The organism is Desulfatiglans parachlorophenolica, from assembly GCF_055394735.1.
On sequence record NZ_AP042460.1, the window covers coordinates 1619895 to 1639533 of the forward strand.

Annotated in this window: 21 protein-coding genes; 5 read left to right on the forward strand and 16 right to left on the reverse strand. The window is 61.6% G+C overall.

The features are described 5' to 3' along the window. Window positions 1–53: 53 nt before the first annotated feature. Together ACZ500_RS07685 and ACZ500_RS07690 are read right to left on the reverse strand one after the other, a co-directional pair. Window positions 54–428 carry a response regulator gene (locus ACZ500_RS07685; protein WP_464231920.1) on the reverse strand — a complete coding sequence of 125 codons (375 nt, stop codon included), beginning with the start codon at window positions 426–428 and terminating at the stop codon, window positions 54–56. 176 nt (window positions 429–604) lie between these two features. After that, entirely contained in the window at window positions 605–1453 is an 849-nt protein-coding gene (locus tag ACZ500_RS07690; RefSeq protein WP_464231921.1) for a 3-hydroxybutyryl-CoA dehydrogenase, read from the reverse strand. A gap of 550 nt (window positions 1454–2003) precedes the next feature. On the opposite strand from ACZ500_RS07690, the gene ACZ500_RS07695 reads away from it, so the two are divergent. Together ACZ500_RS07695 and ACZ500_RS07700 are read left to right on the forward strand one after the other, a co-directional pair. Beyond that, entirely contained in the window at window positions 2004–2354 is a 351-nt protein-coding gene (locus tag ACZ500_RS07695; protein ID WP_464231922.1) for a hypothetical protein, read from the forward strand. Then, the gene (locus tag ACZ500_RS07700) at window positions 2351–2701 is read left to right on the forward strand and encodes a hypothetical protein (protein WP_464231923.1); all 351 of its coding nucleotides are present in this window, start codon (window positions 2351–2353) and stop codon (window positions 2699–2701) included. The genes ACZ500_RS07695 and ACZ500_RS07700 overlap by 4 nt, the downstream gene beginning before the upstream one ends. A gap of 18 nt (window positions 2702–2719) precedes the next feature. Here the strand turns inward: ACZ500_RS07700 and ACZ500_RS07705 are convergent, their stop codons facing one another. The 6 genes from ACZ500_RS07705 to ACZ500_RS07730 form a co-directional block, all read right to left on the reverse strand. After that, window positions 2720–4003 carry an MFS transporter gene (locus ACZ500_RS07705; protein ID WP_464231924.1) on the reverse strand — a complete coding sequence of 428 codons (1284 nt, stop codon included), beginning with the start codon at window positions 4001–4003 and terminating at the stop codon, window positions 2720–2722. 6 nt (window positions 4004–4009) lie between these two features. Next, on the reverse strand, window positions 4010–5614 hold the full coding sequence (gene murJ, locus ACZ500_RS07710; RefSeq protein WP_464231925.1) for a murein biosynthesis integral membrane protein MurJ: 1605 nt from the start codon (window positions 5612–5614) through the stop codon (window positions 4010–4012). Beyond that, complete coding sequence (locus ACZ500_RS07715) at window positions 5611–7698, reverse strand: thioredoxin domain-containing protein (protein WP_464231926.1); 2088 nt, start codon at window positions 7696–7698, stop codon at window positions 5611–5613. The genes murJ and ACZ500_RS07715 overlap by 4 nt, the downstream gene beginning before the upstream one ends. Before the next feature lie 99 nt (window positions 7699–7797). Next, entirely contained in the window at window positions 7798–8820 is a 1023-nt protein-coding gene (glk, locus tag ACZ500_RS07720) for a glucokinase (protein ID WP_464231927.1), read from the reverse strand. A gap of 55 nt (window positions 8821–8875) precedes the next feature. Further along, window positions 8876–9481: a flavodoxin family protein gene (locus tag ACZ500_RS07725; RefSeq protein WP_464231928.1), complete on the reverse strand. Its 606-nt coding sequence runs from the start codon at window positions 9479–9481 to the stop codon at window positions 8876–8878. Window positions 9482–9751: 270 nt separating this feature from the next. Continuing rightward, window positions 9752–9910 (reverse strand): hypothetical protein, encoded by a 159-nt coding sequence (locus ACZ500_RS07730; protein WP_464231929.1) that lies wholly within the window; start codon window positions 9908–9910, stop codon window positions 9752–9754. A 234-nt stretch (window positions 9911–10144) separates the two neighbouring features. On the opposite strand from ACZ500_RS07730, the gene ACZ500_RS07735 reads away from it, so the two are divergent. Beyond that, window positions 10145–10669: a response regulator transcription factor gene (locus ACZ500_RS07735; protein ID WP_464231930.1), complete on the forward strand. Its 525-nt coding sequence runs from the start codon at window positions 10145–10147 to the stop codon at window positions 10667–10669. Between the two features lie 55 nt (window positions 10670–10724). Here the strand turns inward: ACZ500_RS07735 and ACZ500_RS07740 are convergent, their stop codons facing one another. Together ACZ500_RS07740 and ACZ500_RS07745 are read right to left on the reverse strand one after the other, a co-directional pair. Continuing rightward, window positions 10725–12236: a B12-binding domain-containing radical SAM protein gene (locus ACZ500_RS07740; protein WP_464231931.1), complete on the reverse strand. Its 1512-nt coding sequence runs from the start codon at window positions 12234–12236 to the stop codon at window positions 10725–10727. 276 nt (window positions 12237–12512) lie between these two features. Further along, entirely contained in the window at window positions 12513–12863 is a 351-nt protein-coding gene (locus ACZ500_RS07745; RefSeq protein ID WP_464231932.1) for a hypothetical protein, read from the reverse strand. Window positions 12864–13111: 248 nt separating this feature from the next. Here ACZ500_RS07745 and ACZ500_RS07750 point away from each other — a divergent pair, with 248 nt between their 5' ends. Beyond that, complete coding sequence (locus ACZ500_RS07750; RefSeq protein WP_464231933.1) at window positions 13112–13558, forward strand: hypothetical protein; 447 nt, start codon at window positions 13112–13114, stop codon at window positions 13556–13558. Window positions 13559–13633: 75 nt separating this feature from the next. Here ACZ500_RS07750 and ACZ500_RS07755 read toward each other — a convergent pair whose 3' ends face one another. The 3 genes from ACZ500_RS07755 to ACZ500_RS07765 form a co-directional block, all read right to left on the reverse strand. Then, entirely contained in the window at window positions 13634–14536 is a 903-nt protein-coding gene (locus ACZ500_RS07755; protein ID WP_464231934.1) for a response regulator, read from the reverse strand. Between the two features lie 16 nt (window positions 14537–14552). After that, the gene (locus ACZ500_RS07760; RefSeq protein ID WP_464231935.1) at window positions 14553–16403 is read right to left on the reverse strand and encodes an SLC13 family permease; all 1851 of its coding nucleotides are present in this window, start codon (window positions 16401–16403) and stop codon (window positions 14553–14555) included. A gap of 249 nt (window positions 16404–16652) precedes the next feature. After that, a complete protein-coding gene (locus ACZ500_RS07765) occupies window positions 16653–16814 on the reverse strand; it encodes a hypothetical protein (protein WP_464231936.1) in 162 nt (53 codons plus the stop codon). Between the two features lie 435 nt (window positions 16815–17249). Between ACZ500_RS07765 and ACZ500_RS07770 the strand changes: the two genes are divergently transcribed. Next, the gene (locus ACZ500_RS07770; protein WP_464231937.1) at window positions 17250–17468 is read left to right on the forward strand and encodes a hypothetical protein; all 219 of its coding nucleotides are present in this window, start codon (window positions 17250–17252) and stop codon (window positions 17466–17468) included. 235 nt (window positions 17469–17703) lie between these two features. On the opposite strand, the gene ACZ500_RS07775 is transcribed toward ACZ500_RS07770, so the two are convergent. From ACZ500_RS07775 to ACZ500_RS07785, 3 genes are all read right to left on the reverse strand, one after another. Continuing rightward, complete coding sequence (locus tag ACZ500_RS07775) at window positions 17704–18531, reverse strand: transporter substrate-binding domain-containing protein (RefSeq protein WP_464231938.1); 828 nt, start codon at window positions 18529–18531, stop codon at window positions 17704–17706. 286 nt (window positions 18532–18817) lie between these two features. Continuing rightward, window positions 18818–19087 (reverse strand): TIGR04076 family protein, encoded by a 270-nt coding sequence (locus ACZ500_RS07780; protein WP_464231939.1) that lies wholly within the window; start codon window positions 19085–19087, stop codon window positions 18818–18820. A 135-nt stretch (window positions 19088–19222) separates the two neighbouring features. Continuing rightward, entirely contained in the window at window positions 19223–19609 is a 387-nt protein-coding gene (locus ACZ500_RS07785; protein ID WP_464231940.1) for an integration host factor subunit alpha, read from the reverse strand. Between the last annotated feature and the right edge of the window lie 30 nt (window positions 19610–19639).

The following is a 19639-nucleotide window of genomic DNA, read 5'->3' on the forward strand; positions in this document are numbered from 1 at the left end:
GCGGGCATCCATAAACCCGCGGGAGAACAACGAACATCCCTGATCCCGGCCCGTCAATTGCCTGTATTGTTCTGCCTCGATTCGAGCGCCATGGCGATCTTGTTTCTGAGTTCCGTCAAATCGAATGACTTGATGACATAAAAATCAGCCGCAATGGACTTCATGTCTTCCTTGAACGTATCGTATGCGGTGCACAGAACGACAGGCAGATTGTAGAATTTGTTGCGGATATCCTGGAGCAGATCGAGCCCGTTGTAGTCCACCATCTTGATATCCAAGACCACCAGGTCGGGCTTCTCGGACTCTATCCTTTCCAGGAGCTTGTACCCGCTGTCAGCGGTGATGACTTCATACCCGGCCTCGGTCAATTCCTCGGAATAAAGGTAGCGGATATGTTCTTCGTCATCGACGATCAGGATTTTTGCCATGTGCAAGTCTCCTTATCTGAATTGGACCTTGGATCTCCTCACCCGATGCACCTCACTATAAAGCAAAGAATTCGGTTTTGCAAAGGTTATGAATCCTGAAGGCGGGGGCGCCGTGTGCAGTCGGCACCCCCTTTTCTCCACAGATCCCATGAGGTTGCGTGTCCGGTCCGCCCCGCTCAGTAAACGTAAAAACCCCGCCCGGACTTTCGACCCAGCCACCCGGCGGCGACATACTTCTTCAAGAGCGGACAGGGCCGATATTTGTCGTCTCCGAGCCCGCGCTGCAGGACCTCCATGATGGCCAGACAGGTATCGAGGCCGATCAGATCCGCCAAGGCCAACGGCCCCATCGGATGGTTCATCCCGAGCTTCATCACCTGATCGATGTCTTCGGCCGTCCCCACCCCTTCGAACAGCGCATACACCGCCTCGTTGATCATGGGGATCAGGACGCGGTTGCTGATGAATCCGGGGAAATCGTTCGCCGGCACCGGCGTTTTGCCCATCGCCACCGCCAGATCACGGATCGTCTCGAACGTCTCCTTCGACGTGGCCAGGCCGTTGATGATCTCGACGAGCTTCATCATCGGAACCGGGTTCATGAAGTGCATCCCGATCACCTTGTCCGGCCGGGCAGTGGTCGACGCGATCCGGGTGATCGAGATCGAAGAGGTGTTGGAGGCGAGGATGACCCCCTCGCGGCAGACCGCGTCCAACTGCTTGAAGATTTTGGCCTTCAGCTCCTCGTTTTCCACGGCCGCCTCCACCACGAAGTCCGCCCGGCTCATATCATCGAGCGCCGTCGAGCCCTCGATGCGGCCGAGGATCGTCTTCAGATCCTCGGGGGTCATCTTCTCCTTCTTGACGAGCCGATCGAGGCTCTTTTCGATGGTCGCAAAACCACGCTCCACGAAGGCATCCTCTACATCGTTCATGATCACCGCGTAGCCGGCTGCAGCGGCAACCTGCGCTATCCCGGAACCCATCTGACCCGAGCCGATCACTCCCACTGTCTTGATCTCCACCGTTCATCCTCCTCGATAAAATGAAATTGACGTCATGTCTCCAAGGCCTGCCGAAACCACCCGCCCGGGGCGCAAAGGCCGTTGCCCCTGCGGGCCCGAGAAACCGCCGCCGCAGGCAAGTGCAGCGCCAGGCACCGACCGCGCGCCTCCGGTTCAGCCGCCCCGAAACGGCTTGCGTGAAGTCTATGGGTTGCCGGCCATCCCGCATCTCCACAATCCGCGCGCGGCCGCCCCCGAACGAGCGATCCTGCCCTCATCGATCTTCATATGCGTAAGATGCGGGGAAAAGCAAGCCCATTCTTGGCCTGCCCGCGAAAAGGACCGTCCGGCGATCGCATCACCGGAAAACCGGTTCCATAGGGGGAAACCGTTCCGTACAGGGAAGCCGGTTCCATCTCCCGGACCCAGCCGCGGCGCCGGCCTGAGGGGTCCGCATGCAGATGATTGTAAATTCCGGGGCGACGCGCTACACTTCTATCCTAAGTATCCATCCGGAAATGATTTCGCGGTCGAACTCAGTTTCCAATCCGGAAACGATCCCCGGCTCCGGATGCACCGCCCGGATGGCGTGTCGAGCATCCGCGCCATTCAGAAAACAATCCCCGTGGCGGGAGACGACCTCCTTTCAGGAACCGCGACGCTGCGCAACGTCTGGAAAGCGGCCATCGCGCGCCCCACGGGCCGGTCCCGCCCGGCTGCGGTGGGGGTCCCTGCGGGCGGCAGCGGTCGGGGTGGCATAGATCCGATCCGCCCGCGCATCTCAGGCCCATTTCCGCTGAGGCCGCAGACGCAATCGGCCGGGCTGCGCAAGTGGAGATGCGGGCCTTCATCCCAGACGATCGGCCGCAAACCCTTTCCGGACGGCAACACCGGCAACCCCAGCGAGGAGGACAGACGATGAGCGACGGGAAAAACACCGATAGCGAACCCGAGATTGCGGTCTATCGGCATCCGAATGCAGAGATCCGATCCTACCTGACGCGGGACACGGTTTCAAACCCGCTCGTCGAGTCCTTCCGAGCCCCTTACGGCCCCGACAAAATAAAGTCGCTTCCCTCCCTCGGGGCGATCGGAAAGCAGATCGTCCAGGAGTTGATGAGCCTGCCGGGCATCACGGAGATCCGCGTCAAACCGAAGGAGATCCGCATCATCAAGAAGTCGGAGGCCGCCTGGGAGAGTCTCGAAGGCCCGATCCTTCGGATCCTCACGAGCGCCCTCAAACGAAAGCGGCTGCGGCGGGTCAAATAGGGCGGGGGTTACGCCCCCTCACCGCTCCTTCACAAAGCAGAGGATCGCCCCGCCCACCAGGAAAAAGACCGAGACGGAGAGGATCGAAAGCCGGGCCGTCCCGGTCAACTGCCGGATCAGGGCAAACAGGATAGGCCCCCAGACGGCGGAAAACTTGGAGAAGACCGAGAAGAACCCGAAGAGCTGGGCGGCACGTTCGCGGGTGACGAGCCGCGCATAAAACGAACGGGACAGGGCCTGCGTCCCCCCGAGAATCAGCCCCACCACCAACCCCATGATCCAGTATTCCCCCGGGGTCCGCATCCTGAAGGCAAAGAGCGTCAGCCCCAGCCAGACCGCCAGGGCAAGCAGGATCGTCCGCCTGACCCCGAGCGTCTCGGCCGCCCGGGACATGCCGAGCGCGCCTGCGATCCCGACGAACTGCACCATCAGAAACGTCCCGAGAAGCGTGGAACTCGAGAGCCCCAGTTCTTCCTTGCCGAAGATAGCCGCCATCTTGATGATCGTCTGCACGCCGTCGTTGTAGATCATGTAGGCGACCAGAAAGAGCAGCAGGTTCCGCCGCCTGACAATGTGCAGAACGGTCTCGCGGAGCGAAGAAAAACCTTTTCGCACCGAAAAGCTCAACCCCGTTCGCACCGAAACGGACGCGGAACGCTCCCGCAGCATGAAAAGGGTCACGGTGCTGAAGCCGCCCCACCAGACCCCGGCCGAGGCAAGCGACAGGCGCACCGCCACCTCCTGATCCACCCCGAAGGCCTGATGAAAATGGATGAAAAGAACGTTCAACAGGAGCAGCAGCCCGCCTCCGAGGTATCCCAGGGCATACCCCTGCCCGGAGAGCCGGTCCATGTCCCTGCCCGTTGCGAGAAACGGGAGAAACGCGTCGTAGAAGACATTCGCGCTCACGAAGGCGTACTGCCCGATGCAGAAAAGGAGAAGGGTCCCCTGCACGTCCCCCGCGCCGCAGAAGCCGAGGCCCAGGGTGGCGAGGGCGCCGGCGTAGGCGCCGGTCATGAGGAAGAGCTTCTTCCGGGAGCTGAAATCGGCGATCCCCCCCAGGACCGGGGCGGTCAGGATCACCAAGATCGAGACGAGCCCGTTGGCGTATCCCCACAGGCTCGTGGCGCTCAAGACCGTATCCAGCCCGAACCAGGTGAGGGCGGCGCCCTCCGGCGGCACGACCCATTCCGCGAAATAGACCGGCAGGACGGCAGCCAGGACTGTCGTGGCGAAGGCGGAATTCGCCCAGTCATAGACGCACCATCCGAATCGATCGCTACGGGGCGGATGCGAAGACACAGTTCCCTAGCGCCGGCGGAGCAGGCCGCGGACGGCATCGAGTTCGGCGCAGCGCAGCACCATGGCCGCCCCGAAATAAACAACCGCCGCCAGGACGATCGCCGCGGCGATGCGCGTCAGGAGCGGCCAGAAGCCGGCGCCCCACAAGCTCATCGGCAGGGTCCAGTGCTCGTAGAGCAGGATCGCCGCCCCCATCAGGACGGCGGCGGAAAAGGACTTCAGGATAGAGCGGCCGACCGGCCTCAAGGCCAGCACCGCCACCCTCCTTTTGAGCAGGATCAGGAGGCAGGAAAACTGCACCGTGGAGGCCAGGGTGAGCGCCAGGGCCAGGCCGCCGTGCTTCAAGGGGCTCATCAGGGCCAGGCTCAGACTCAGGTTCGTGACGAGCGCCACAACGGCGATCTTGACCGGCGTCCGTGTGTCCTGCAGGGCATAAAAAGCCGAGACCAGGATGCGAACCCCCGAAAAGGCCCACAACCCGAGGCAGTAATAGAAAAGGGCGAGGGCGGTCATGGCGCTCGACACACTGTCGAAGGCGCCCCGCTCGAAAAACAGCTCCACCAGCGGCTCGCGCAGGAGGATCAGACCGATCATCGACGGAAGCGTGATGAAGAACACCAGCCGTATCCCGTATTCGAGGGTCCTTCCAAAGCGCTCGAAATCCCGGTTGGCGGCATAACCTGAGAGCGTCGGGAGGGAGGCGGTGCTGATGGCGATCGCGAAGACCCCAAGCGGGAACTGCACCAGCCGGTCGGCGTAGTAAAGCCAGGAGATGCTCCCTTCGGGCAGGAATGACGCGATCAGGGTGCCCATGATCTGGTTGAACTGATAGACGGCCGATCCGAAGATGGCGGGCAGCATCAGGAGGCCGATCCGCTTCACCCCCGTGTGGGCGAACTGCCAGCGCGGCTTGAGGCTCATCCCCGCCCGCAGGGCTGGCAGGATCTGGAGTGCGACCTGCATACACCCGCCGAGCAGCACGCCGATGGCCACCCCGATGATCGGCTCGCTCAGCCTCGGCGAGATCCAGTAGGCCCCCGCGATGATGCCCACGTTCAGAAAGATCGGGGCGGCGGCCGGGGCGGCGAAGCGCCGGAGGGAGTTGAGGACGCCCATGAACAGGGCGACCAGACTGATCAGCAGGATGTAGGGGAAGGTGATGCGGGTCAGCAGCACCGTCAGGGCGTATTTCTCCGTGCCGCCCCCGAAGCCGAAGGCCTGCAGGCGGACGATCCAGGGTGCGAGGAGAATTCCTGCCACACTCAAGATAACCAGGATGATCGAGAGGAGGGTCAGGACGGTCCGGGCGAGCTCGAACGCGGCCGGCTTCCCTTTCTGGGCCAGGTACTCGGTGAAAACCGGGATGAACGCGATGGTCAGGGACCCCTCCGCAAAGAGGCTGCGCAGAAAATTCGGGATGCGGAAGGCCACGAAGAAGGCATCGGCCGCCATGCCGGCGCCGAAGAAACGGGCCACAACCATGTCGCGGATCAGCCCGAGGATCCGGCTGAGAAACGTAAACGCGCTGATCACCCCGGCCGCCCGGCCAAGCCCGTGGGTTCCTGATTCTCCGGCTGCGGCTGTCTTCAAAAGCGCTGCCTTTCTTTTCACTCCAGCATGGAAAGCATCCCGCGGGCGTCCGTCGTCGGCGCTTTGCAGGCCTGTCCGCGGCAGACATAGGCCGTCGCCTTTCCATCGCGCATCCGGTAGCCGGACGTGTAGCCGGTCAGGTCATCGATCTCGGCCGAGGGCTCATCTCCCGGACGAAAAAGCGCCACCAGATTCGGGTGGAACCGACCTGCCAGCGCCCGGCGGAGACCCGTCAGGTCGGCGCTCTCCCGCCTCCCCACCAACACCACCTCGGATACCGGCCCGGCTGCGAAATCCGCGGCCGTCAGAAAGAAGGCGTAGGCCGAGGGCATATCGCCGATGCGGGAGGAAAAGGCGCGCGCAAGCTCGGCGGCGCGATCGGCGAGGCCGCTCCGCCCCGTGAAATGGCTCAGGCGCAGGAGGTTCAGCATCGCCACAGCGTTCCCCGACGGGACCGCCCCGTCGTAGATCTCCTTCTTACGGACGATCAGGGTCTCGCCCTCTTCAGGCGTAAAAAACAGCCCACCCCGATCCCGATCCCAGAACCCTTGCAGCATCCTGTCATTCAGGACAAGGGCGGAGCGCAGCCATTCCTCCTCGAAGGTGGCCTCATAGCATTCGATGAGCCCCCAGACGAGGAAGGCGTAGTCATCCACAAACGCGCCGATCCCGCCCTCCCCCTCGCGGTAGCGGTGAAGCAGGACGCCGTCGGGTCCTCTCATTTTGCCGAGGATGAAACGGCCGGCGGCAGCCGCCGCCGAGGCGTACTGCGGATCGTCCAGGACCTTCGCGCCGCGCGCGAGGGCCGCGATCATCAGGCCGTTCCAGTCCGTCAGGACCTTGTCGTCCCTGTGCGGCCGGACCCGTTCCTCCCGCGCGGCAAAAAGCCGCTCCCGGATGCGCGCCAGGCGCTCCGCAAGCACCTGTTGGGAAGCGCCTTTCCGCTTGGCCATCGCTTCGAGGGATTCACGAAGATGCAGGATGTTTCCGCCGGTCTTCCGGCCGGTGCTCTCCTCCAAAAAGTTCCCCTCCGGCCTCACGTCGAACCATTCCATGGCGAGGCCCGCATCCTCGTCCCCGAGGACACGCCGCATTTCCTCAGCGCTCCAGACATAGAATTTCCCCTCGACGCCTTCGCTGTCGGCGTCCTCGGCCGAGTAGAAGGCCCCCTCCGGAGAGCGCATGTCGCGGAGGACGTAGGCGAAGATCTCCCTCGCGGTCTCCGCGTAGAGCGCCTTGCCGGACGTCTGACAGGCCTCGAGACAGGCAAGCGCCAGCAGGGCCTGATCGTAGAGCATCTTCTCGAAATGCGGAACGAGCCACTCGGCATCGGTGCTATAGCGGTGGAAGCCGTATCCGATCTGATCGAAGATTCCGCCGAAGCGCATCGCCGCAAGCGTCTTCTCGACCATCCCGAGGACCTTGGCGTCCCCGGAGCGCTTCCAGCACCGCAGGAGGAAGAGGAGTTGGTGCGGGGTCGGGAACTTGGGCGCGGGGCCGAAGCCCCCGTGAACCGCGTCGAAGCGCTGCGCAATCTCCCGGCAGCCATTTTCGATCACGGCGAGCCCGAGGTCGCCCCCGGCGGTATCCGCATCGACCCCCTTCAGGGCGGCAGCAATCTTTTCGACGGAGCGCACGACCTCCCCCCGGCGCGTTTGCCAGGCCTCACGGATGCGCGGGATCAGTTCGAGCATCCCGACCCGCCCGAAGCGGTTTTCTTTCGGGATATAGGTCGCCGCAAAAAACGGGGCCTTCTCCGGGGTCATCACGATCGTGAGCGGCCACCCGCCGCTTCCGGTCATCATATTGCAGACCGCCATATAGACGTGATCCAGGTCCGGGCGCTCCTCCCGGTCGACCTTGATGGAGACGAAGGCCTCGTTCATCAACCGCGCGACCGCCTCGTCCTCGAACGACTCCTTCTCCATCACGTGGCACCAGTGGCACGTGGAATACCCGATCGAGAGAAAGACGGGTTTGTCCTCCGCCGAGGCTTTGGCGAAGGCCTCCTCCGACCACGGGTACCAGTCCACCGGGTTGTAGGCATGTTGAAGGAGATAGGGGCTTTTCTCCCGGGCCAGCCTGTTCGCTTTTCGCTCTTGCATGGCAGCGTCCTTTCCGCCGGTGGATCGGGGTGTAAAGGCTCATATCGCCCCGGCAGTTACACGCGGTTTTTCCGGCTCCATCGAGAAGGGCGGCAGGCATCAGCCTGTCCGCAAAGGGCCCTCCGACCCCATTTCGAAGGCGGCCTGGGCGGCCCCCATAAGGCCCGTCGCCTGGTTGAGGATAACCCTCACGGCGATGCCCTGCAGCAGGCCGCTGAAACGGCCCTTGTCGACGAAGGATTTCATGAAGCGGCCATCGGAGAGGGCCGGGAGGATCTTCGGCGGGATGCCGCCCGCCAGATACACGCCGCCGGTCGCAAGCACCGTCAGGGCAAGGTTCCCCGCCGCCGCCCCCAAGATGGAGCAGAAGGTCTCGAGAACCTTGACGCACAGCGGCTCACGTCTTTCCAGAGCGGCCTGCGTGATCGCCCCCGCCGGGTCTATCCGAGCCATATCGGCCGCAAGCCAATCGGGAACGAAGTACCCGCCGATCTCTTTCAGGCATGCGAACAGGTTCACCAGACCGAGCCCCGAGGCGGCGCGTTCGACGCTCACATGCCCGAATCGCCGCGCCAGACAGCGCCACACCTCGATCTGCTCCTCGTTGACGGGCGCGAAGTCCACATGTCCACCTTCGGAGGCGACGGGCCGATACCGGCCGTCCAGAAAAGACAGAACGGCATTCCCGAGGCCCGTTCCCGGTGCGATCAGGGCGATGGTGTCGCCGGAACGCGGCTTGGCGTCGTTCAAGGCATGCACCTCCCCGGCTTCGAGGAGCGGCACGACATACCCCGCCGCGGCCAAGTCATTTACGAGGCGGACGCGCCAGCCGAAACGCGCCTGAAGCTCCTTCTCGGAGACCAGCCAGGGAAGATGGGTGGTTTTGCAGACCCCGTCGATCACCGGCCCGGCGATGGCGAAAACGGCCCCTTCGACCGCAGCGGGATGCCGATCGAGGAAACGCTCTACGTGCGCCGGGACACCGTCCGCGGCGCTGCTCGGCCAGGTCTCCGACACCTGAAGCGCAGGCCTCGCCCCGCCCCTCCTGAAAAGACCCAGGATGGTCTTGGTGCCACCGATGTCGCCGGCGAGAATCATGCCGGATCGTTGATCGCCGATCATCTTTCACGCCTTTTGGGGGCGCCGGCACCTCTTGCAGCGCCCGCGCCCGGCCGCATCATTTCCCGTGCAGCTTCAGCGCCACTTCCGCCACCCGCGCACCCAGACTCCGTGCGGTGGTCAGCCCGAGGTCGTCGGCCTCGATCCCTCCCTGATGGTTGCTCCAAAGGGTCCCGCCGAGATGGGCCCCCGGGCTCCCGTCACCCACAATGACCATATCGTGCACGAGCATCGCGGCGTGAACCGCCTGGATCGCCGCCTCCTGCCCGCCATTGCGGAAGCCGCCGACTGTCAGCGCGCCGCCTGCGACATTGCGGAATCTGAAGCCGTTGCGTCTGAACATGACCGTCCGATCGAGAAATGCCTTGCACTGGCTGGTCATCATACCGAGGTAGATCGGGGTGGCCACGATAAGGCCACCCAGGTCGGGATCGGACAAGATCGGGATAAGCGACGGGAAATCATCCTTCTGGCTGCATTCGAGCTTCTTCATACACGTCCCGCAGGCGATACATCCGCGGACATCCATCCCGGCCAGTTCGATGACCGCACCTTTGACATCCGGGAAGGCCTCTTCGGCCGCCTTCAGACAGACATCCAGCGCATAGCGGGTGGTCTTACCCTTTCGCGGGCTGCAACAGACACCGACAATCTTGACTGTCATGTAAATCATCCTCCTTTCCGATCAGAAAAAAACAACGATTTCAGGATGGGGCACAGTTTCCGTCCGGAGTGGGCCTTTTCTCAACCCGAACCCATCCTCCCGGGGTTGGACAGCCCTTGCCGGATCTTTGGCGGCAAAGGCGCTCCGGGACCCGCCCCGAAGGGGTCGGACCGAGCAGGCAAAGCCGGTGAAGAAAAAACCTCATTTCCGGATTGAAAACTTGTCCATGATTGAAAAACACTTCTGAATAACCCAGTCTAGCACATTACATCAAGGCGTGGGTAGCACGATGCGCGCACACTCCACGAAAATCGCCACCCTGAACGGCCGCAGCGGCAAAGCCCTTCGACCCCCGATCGGCGCATGGCGCCCGGCACGCCGGATGAGGGCGCAGGAAACCTTTTCCAAAGCCCCCTTGCCTTTTGCCATTCCCCTGCGGGTGAGCCCCGGTGATTGATTTTGACTGGCGGAAGGAACTCTGCTATAGAGAGGGAGGCTAAAATCACCGGCAGGTGCCGCATCCCCCGAAATCCACTGCGCCGCTGCGGGAGATACAAGCCACTATTGAGTATTCATCCGGGAAGGCTATATCCAGCGCGAGCCGGCTTCCATCCGGAAAGGAGGATATTTGGCCAACCCGATCGAAAGGAGCCTGAGACCGTCATGAAAGCCGCAAGCCCCCTCAAGGATAAAGTTGTTCTGGTGGTGGACGACGAGCCGGATATCCTGGAAACGATCGAAGAGGAACTGGATATGTGCCTCGTTCACAAGGCCGGCGACTATGACACCGCCCTGCAGTATCTCCTCAGCTACACCTACGACATCGTCATACTGGACATCATGGGGGTCAACGGCTTCGAACTCCTGCGCCACACCGTCTCGAGGGGATTTCCCACCGTGATGCTCACGGCGCACGCCCTTACGCCCGACGCCCTCAAGACCGCCATCAAGCTCGGTGCGCTCTCTTTTCTTCCGAAGGAAAAGATTTCGGAGATCGGCAGCTATCTCGAAGACGTGGTCCTGGGCGGAGGAAAACCGGTCTGGAAGAGGCTTTTCAGCCGCCTCGGCGAATCCTTCAACAAGCATTTCGGACCCGATTGGCGGGAAAAAGACACCTTTCTCAAAGAATTTCTCGATGAACTCAAGAAGAGCGCCGATGCCGCCGAGGAAACGCCCGGTCGGCAGTAGACACCCTTCTCCCCTGGTAAATGGCGCGGCTCTGAAAAACGCCCCAGGAGTCCTGTCATGCCTTCCCGGCAGGGAGGGCTTTGCGCTTCGGCAGAATGTACATCTCACATATCCGGCGGTAGTGATGCCCGTAGATGGCTAGCGTCACGGCCAGCGACACCACCCGCGGCTTGCGCAAAAGCGTCCAGACAAGCAGTTTCCAGTACTGGAACCGCTCCTGACCCCGCACCCCGAGCAAAAAGCAGGACCTGAAAAAGGCGAGGAAGCTCTGGAGGGTCAACGGCGCCTTCACCCGGGGCACACCGAATTCCTTGAGGAAAACCTTCACGCGCCGATAGTAGTGCTTGGGGGAATAGATATGCCCCATCAGGGTGCGATACCCCTCGAGCAGGCTTTCGATCCCCATTTTGGGGATGATGTTGGTGGTGCCGTCGACGTTGTCCCCCGTGATCTTCGAGATCAGACGGTTCTCCCCCTGCAGCCGCGCAAAGAGCCGCGTGCCCGGAGGCGCGTTCAGGATGCCCACCATGGCGGTCACGATGCCGCTTTTCTGAATGAATTCGATCTGGCGCTGAAAGGTCGAACGGGTGTCGTTGTCGAAGCCCACGATGAAACCGCCCGTCACCTGAAGCCCCGCCCGCTGGATGATCTTGACGCTCTGAAGGAGATCCCGGTTCGTGTTCTGCTTCTTGCGGCACTCTGCCAGGCAGGCCTCGTCAGGTGACTCGATCCCGATAAAAACGGAGTCGAAACCCGCCTGGACCATCAACCGCATGAGTTCCGGGTCGTCGGCCAGATTGATGGACGCCTCGGTATAGAAGACGAAGCCCTTCTTGCCTTTCCGCCAGGCGATCAAGGCCGGCAACAGGCGCGTCTTCAGGTACTGCTTGTTTCCGATGAAGTTGTCGTCCACAAAGAAGACGCTGCTGCGCCAGCCGAGCGCATAAAGGCTGTCCAACTCGGCGATCACCTGTTCGGGCCGCTTCATGCGCGGCTTGTGGCCGAAGAGGACCGTCACGTTGCAAAAATCGCAGTTGAAGGGGCAGCCGCGCGAAAACTGGACGCTCATGGAGGCGTATTTCTTCATCTTGAGGAGGCTCCAGGCCGGCGTCGGGCTTTGCCCGATGTCGCAGAAGCCGTCGGCCCGGTAGACCCTTTTCGGGCGCCCGGCCTTCAGATCCGCCAGGAAAACCGGCAGCGTGAGTTCAGCCTCGTCCAACACCAGATGGTCGACGGCGCTGAACTCCTCGACCTCGGCCGTGAAGAGCGGTCCGCCCGCAACCACCGGCAACCCCTTCTCTCTGCAGCGCGCGATCACGTTTTTCACGCTCTCCCGCTGGACGACCATGGCGCTGATGAGGACCATGTCGGCCCAGGCGAGGTCTCCCTCGGTCAACGTCTCGACGTTCATGTCCACGAGGCGCTTGTCGAACTCCCCGGGAAGGAGGGCTGCGATGGTGAGCAGCCCGAGCGGCGGGTGCGATGCGTCCCTGCGGATGAAACGCAGGGCGTAACGCAGGGACCAGAAGGTGTCCGGAAAGCGGGGGTAGACGAGCAGGATATTCATACCGCGGAACTCCTTTCAACAAACGGAGAGGAGCCTTTCGGTCTCCAGACCGGCATCGGTGCCATCCATTCCGCTCGCTCCTTGCGGCGTACCTGGGGCACGCGGGTCTTGATCAAAATTTCACAAAGCCTTCACCACATCAAACGACCGAGGAGCGGTCGCCGTCGCTATGCGCGGAACTCCCCATTGTCCGCGGCATCCTACAACGGTCCCGCTAAGGGGTCCAGTCGGCAGCCGCCAAGACCGATTCGAAGCCGGCACACCCGCCCGCCCCACCTAACTGGTGTCCATCCGGAAAGGATTTCCCGGCACTACCCAGTTTCCAATCCGGAAATGAGGATTTTTGGCCAATATCAAGGAAATCAAGCGGTTGCGCGGAGGCGACCTGTAGGTCGCCGCACAAGCAAACATGCAGATTGACGCCGAGATTGGCAAAAAAGACCATTTCCGGATGGAAACTAACTGGTTTTCATCCGGAAATGATTTCCCGGTACAACCCAGTTTCCAATCCGGAAATGAGGATTTTTTGTCAATATCAAGGAAATCAAGCGTTTGCGCGGAGGCGACCTGTAGGTCGCCGCACAAGCAAACGTGCAGATTGACGCCGAGATTGGCAAAAAAGACCATTTCCGGATGGAAACTAACTGGGCATTGCCAGCCGCTGACGCGCTCGCCCAGGGTCGAACCCCTTCCGAATATCAAATTCAGTCTACCCCTACCTGCACCGCAAAGCAAAGCAAATCACCTACAGCGGCGCTGCATTCTTTCCGGCCTCCGGTCCGAGACAGCGATTTATTTTGCAGCCGGGGCGGAATCCGTTATATGATTCGCCCCAGCCACTGCGACGGCTCAAATCCTATCGGGGAGGGACCTTCTTGAACACGCAGAGCTACAGAGAAGCCGACCTGATCGAACTGCACGATGCAGGCATCGTCCTGCAACGCGACGGCTCCGACCCGCGCCTCGGCTGGAGGGAGTTCGATCTGCACGGCGAGACCTACCTCATCGACGACGAGGACGTCGGCACCTTTCTGGGGGCATTCGGGATCGACTACGACCGGGGCGTTCAAATCCATAAAGCGCGGACCCGAGTCGGGTCCGGTCAGTCACTCGAAGGAACGGAGTTTCCGCAGCGGATCGCCACCCTCCTCGCGCGGCCCGAAGGCGCCAGGCTTCTCTGGATCAAGGCCGAGTTGTGCCTGGAAAGCGAGGCCGGCGAAGAGGAGCGCCGCTGGCAGGAAATCACCTACTCGGGGGCCTGGTCGGTCTGGTGGGCTTCACCCCTGCCACGGGGCGGAGCGCAAGAAAAAAGGCCCGTCTGACACCGTTGCCTGTGCCGGCAGGGCCTTTCCCCTGGCAGCACCCCGCGGACGGGGCGCAGCCCTCCCGACCCTCTTTCAGGCGCCTTGAATCCGCTCCATTTCGAAGAACAGGTCCTGTTCCCGAACGACGCCCACCGCCTTCTTTCCCTCCATCACCAGGAGGCGCCGCTCGCCCGTGCCCACCATGGCGTAGGCCGCCTCCATCAGGTTCGCCTCCGCGTCGATGGTCGAGGGCCTGTGCGACATCACCTCGTGGACCCGCTTTTTGACGAGCTTCTTTACCTCAAACGTGAACATCCCCTTCCAGAACATGGGCGAGTACTGGATGCTATCCGCCGTCGAAGGCTTCGGCGCGCTCAGGTAGACCGGCATGATCGCCTCCAGGAGATCCTTGATCGTGAGGACCCCCTGCACCTCGCCCCCGCGGTCCAGGACCAGAATGGAGCGGTGCCCCGTCTCCAGGATCCGGCTGGTGGACACGCTCGCGCCATAGCTGCGCCGGAGGGCGTCCATGGCCTCGCCGACGGTCTGTTCCATCGTCACCGTCGTGTAGGCCTCGAAAGGCACCATGACGTCTTTCATGGTCCTCTCCGCCGGCGGGCCGCCTTTCTCGATAGACCGGACGGCGTCGGATATCTTGGCCGCCAGGATGTCGATGTCGCAGGGCTTGGTCAGGTAATCGAACGCACCCTCCCTCCGGGCCTCCTTGGCAGAGGGGAGGGCCCCGTGCCCGGTCAGCATGATGACCGGCAGGTCGGGGGCGTGCCTCCTGATCTCCTTCAGTGCGGCATGGCCGTCCATGCCGGGCATCTTGATATCCAGGACGACCACGTCCGGGTTCTGCCGCAGCTGTTCGATCGCCTCCTCACCGGAGCCGGCCAGGATCGTTTCGAAGCCCTTGCGGGCAAGCAGTTTTTTCGTGGTGGCGCGGAACTGCTCCTCGTCGTCCACCATCAGGACTTTAATTACGCGATTCATCGGTTACGCCTCCTTCTCAGAACGGTTTCAACCCCGGCCACCCCATCCAGGACCAGTAGGTAATCCCCATCAGGGCCAGACCGACCATGTTGGTAACCCACAGGATCATGCCGACCCTCAGGAAATCCTTGGCCTCCAGGTAGCCGCTGGCGTATACGATCGCGTTCGGCGGCGTCCCGATCACCAGGCAGTAGGCGAAGGACGAGGCGATGGCGGTCCCCATCGCCATGAAGGGGATCATAGCGGAGCCCGGGTGCACGATGCCGGCCATGGCCAGGGTCACGGGCCCGACTGCGGCGCATGCCGGACCGTCGGCCATGATCTGGGTGATCAGCGCGGTGATGACATTCCCGGTCAAAAGCAGACCGATCCCGTGGGTGACCCCAAGGGGTTCGGTCACCTGTAGCAGCGTGCGGGCGATCCAGTAGGCGCCTCCGGTCTCCACGAGGACCCGCCCGAAGATGATGGCGCCGGCATAGAGCCAGACGACCCCCCAGTCGACCTTGGTCTGAAAGTCACGCCAGTTTACCACCCCTGACAGGATATAGGCTATTGCGCCCATGACGGCAAGGACGCCGATTCCGAAGTCGATGCCCGTCCACTGGAGCAGGAGGTTCTTTTCGGTGATCCAGCAAAAGAGCATGACGAGGAAGATCAGGAGGGCGGTGATCTGCTGCCGCGTCCATTTACCGCCGCCCGCCCTCGCCGTCTCCTCCTTGACGATGGCGAAGGCCGCCCCCAGGTTCCTCACGGCGGGCTTGAACCGCCAGTTCAGCACCACCCAGCAGATGGGGATAAGGAAGATCAGGAACGGAACGCAGTAGACGCACCACTGCCCGAAGCCGATCGAAAGGCCGAACATGTCTTCGGCGTAGTTCATCATGATGATGTTTCGCGCGGCGCCCGAGGGAGCGAGGGAGCCTCCGAGATTGCAGGCCATGGCGATCGTGATCATCAGCATCTTGGCAAGCTCCGGATCGTCCTTCCCGGTTGCGGCCGTCGAGGTCGTGTAGAGCATGATGCCGATCGGGAGAAACATCGCGGCCAGGGCGTGGTCGGACATGAACATGGTGAGCGGCGCGATGATGACTACGATGATGAGCGTCACCCACTTGATATCCGGGTTCTTGAGCTTGCCGAACATCATCATGGCGATCCGTTTGTCCACACCGGTCTTGACGAACGCGGCCGCGAACATGAGGCTCCCCATGATGAACCAGGTCGCGTCCGACCAGTAGAGCGAGGCGACGTTCTTGCGGCTCACGATGCCCGTCATGAGGGCGATCAGCCCGATCGAAAGCGACACCATGGGCAGCGGCATGGCCTCGGTCACGAAGCACAGGACCACGAACAGGACAATCCCCACTGCGGCCTTCACGTGAAAACCGGCCTTCAGGGCCTTCGCCCGGTCCTTTTCATCGAGCCGGTCGAAGGTCAACTCCTCCGTCCTTAGCTTGTAGCCGCGGTCCATGAGGGCCCGAAAGGCCTCCGGGCTCATCTGGGAGGCGAACTGCACGACCTCGTCAAAATGCCTTTTCGTGGTGGGAATCCCGTTTTCCCTGCACCACTTTTCCGTCCGGCTCAGAAAGGATTTCTGGCTGAAGGAGGACTTCTGCAGATTCGCCTCCATCATCCGGACCATCTGGATCTGCCACTGCTCGAGTTCCGCCGGATTCTGGTTGAAGAGCTCCTTTGCAAAGAGGCCCTCCACATATTTGGGCCCGAACGCGTACTCCACACCCACGTCCAGCATGCTCTTCGGGGTCGGAATGATCAGCATGATCAGGAGCAGCCCCAAAGGTAGACTGAACAGCTTCCAGTTGATGAATTTATCGTAGCCCGAAGGCTTCTTTTTCTCTTCCGTCATAGATTCCTCCTCTTGTCCGCAGGGGCTTCCGCCCTCCAACGCGGAGGAGCCGAAAACCGCCCGCGGCACGACCCCGGAAACGACCCAACAAGGACTAGAGACTGCGAAAAGTTCCGTACGATCCGTGTATTCCCGTTTTTTCGATGGTGATATTCTCCGCATCCCTCCTGTATCGGCATTGAAACAACCGGCGCACGGGTTCTCCCGCCTGAAGAAAAATACCGCACCTCCTCCGAAACCCCTTATGGCCTATCCATCCGGAAATGATTTCCAAGTGCAACCCCGTTTCCAATCCGGAAATGAGGATTTTTTGCCAATATCAAGGAAATCAAGCGTTTGTGCGGAGGCGACCTCTAGGTCGCCGCACAAGCAAACGTGCAGATTGACGCCGAGATTGGCAAAAAAAACCATTTCCGGATGGAAACTAGGGCGTAAGGGGCCACCGGCCTGCTGCTCCTTTCACCCGCGAACCCTCGGAGAAACGGGCTGCGCATGAGAGCGACAGATCCGGCCGGCGGGGCATTTTTTCCAGAAAGCGCACCGCTTTGGATACAAGGGTCTTCAGGCCGTGCAACCATGACATCGAAGGCCCTACCCGATGGATTCAATTAGCGTGCCAGGGAAAGCAGGTGGAAACCCCCTGCCCAGCGGTTCAGCGGAGGCAATCCGGACGCCGCTCTCCGTCCCGGATGCACCGCCTCGACCCGGACAGCGGGATCGTTCTGTCGAACATTTTTTCAGGGTGTAAAAAAAAGCGATGACAGTAAGGGGCGTGAGAACGGTGGAGGCAGGAACTTCACACCGGGCGGAGGCAAAGATGCAAACATATGTAGTTTCCATCCGGAAATGGTCTTTTTGGCCAATCTCGGCGTCAATCTGCACGTTTGCTTGTGCGGCGACCTAGAGGTCGCCTCCGCACAAACGCTTGATTTCCTTGATATTGGCCAAACCGGGACCCGCCGCGCAGCGGTGGGACTGAGCGGCGAAGCGGTGAAGAAAAATCCTCATTTCCGGATTGGAAACTGGGTTGTACCGGGAAATCATTTCCGGATGGAAACTATGTAGTAGGAGGGCGATAGACAAAACGAGGGGGATCGGCGGTGCGCCGGCCCCCCATTGAAACACCTGCTTTTCAGGTCATTCAGGCATCTGCCGCCCGGATTCCCCGCAACCCCGATCCAAGGGAACGGTCATCCGGAAAGGACGACCCGGAACGACCCGCTTTCCATCCGGGGATGGTCTTTTTTCTCGGCGTCAATCTGCACGTTCGCTTGTGCGGCCGATGCATCCCTATATCCCGTCAGGGAAGGTCCTGCAGCCAGGAAGACTCTCCGAACCAGCGATTCGTCAGTTCCTCCAGTTCTCCGCTCCCATCGAGCAGCATCAGAAAATTTTCCACCCAGTTCGCATAAAGCGGATCGCCGGCCGGGAGACCAATCCCCAGGGGTTCGAAGGTCATCGGTGCAATCAGCGAGATGAGCCCCTCGTCCTGGTAGCGAAAGACCGAGATGATGCAGATCGGATAATCGGCGATGAAGGCGTCGACCTCGCCCTTGATGAGGAGTTGAACCGCCTCGTCGTAGTCCTGGGCGAGGGTGAGCTTCGCTTCGGGAATCTCGCTCTCGACAAGCGCCTGGCTCGTAGAACCTCTCAAGGCGGTAAGCTTCAGCTCGGGACGATTCATCTCCGACGGGTTCCTGATATCGGCCAGGGTCTGCTCCCGCGTGAGAATCGCCTTGCCGGAGAGAAAATAGGGCCCGACGAACATGCTCTTCATGTTGCGGGCGGGTGTGATGGTCATCCCGGAGAGCACCAGGTCGATCCTGCCGGACTCGAGCGCCGGGAGCAGGTCCGCAAACGCCATGCTCTGCAGACGCAGATTGACACCCATGGCATCGGCCATCTGTTTCGCGAGGTCCACCTCGAGACCCATCAATTCGCCGCCCTTGCTAATGAAGTTCAGCGGCGGCTGGCCCCCGGACATCCCCACCACCAATTCCCCCCGTGCAGCGATCCGGTCCAGATGGGATGACGGCCCAAGGACAGGCGCGGCACCCTGGTTGAACTGCGCGCAAGCACCCAACAGAATCATGCACGACAACGCCACCGCAAATCTGAATCCCCTCATCTTGTCGCTCCTTTCAATCCGTACAGTCATTCAACGAAAAACCCAGATACCCTATCAAACCGCGTGGCCCGATCTCCCCTTCAGCAGGGACCGATCCCGGAGACGCGGGCGCCTCCCGCTCACTATCCCGGTCGTACCCATCCGTTTCCGACCGATGCCGTGGGCAGCTCTCGATCTGCAAAAGGGCGAGGCGCAGCATCCGAGAACCCCTGGAGCACCGCACGAAACCGGCCGGTGCAGCCGCGCCGCCGCTTCACCGGAAAGCCGTCGACCGAAGAGCGTGCCGTCATCCTCGCAGGATCTTCAGGGTCACGGCATTCTCCCTGTCGGGGCACTCCACGACCATCTCTTCACCCGATGCCCAGGGATAACGGCCCCCGAACTGCAGGACACTCAAGGTCGGAAAGATATCGTGGTAAAAGAAACCACACAGGCCGCCGCTGTCATAGCAGCCGATCGAGAAACGGTCCCCCTGTCTGTGTCCTGCGCTGCAATGTCCCTTGACCGAAAGGACCTCAGCCTTAAGGGGCTTGATCGAAGCCGGGCTTTCCGCCATGCTATCCACCTCCGCGTCGAATGAAAATGATCGGATTCCCGAAAAACCGGGTTTCGAGGGCCTGTCCGGCTCCGGGCAGACGCCCGCCGCGATCGATCTCCCGCCGTGCGGGCATGCCGCCTTCACCCGCCGTGGCTAGCGCTCCTTGCGGCAGATGCAGTGCCGCTCGCCGCAGACATCGCAGACATAGACGACCTGTGGGACGATTCGATCCGGGGCCTGCCGTCCTCCCGCCCCTTTCCCGTCGCCGTTGACCTTTTCCCTCAGGCGGGGCGAAGGCCTGAAGACCACGACCCGCCGGGCCTCCAGTTCGATCCCGTTTCCGGTCGCGGGATTGCGCCCTTTGCGCGGGCCCTTGTCTCTCACATCGAACTTGCCGAAACCGGAGATCAGGACGTCCTCGCCTTTCGCCAGGGTGGACTTGAGGATCTCGAGGACACGTTCCACGAGAACGGCCGCCTTTTTCCTGGCGAATCCCTTCTCCGCCAATCTGCCTGTCAAATCGGATTTGGTGAGTGTCACGACCTTTTCTTCCCTCCTCGATCGTCCTCG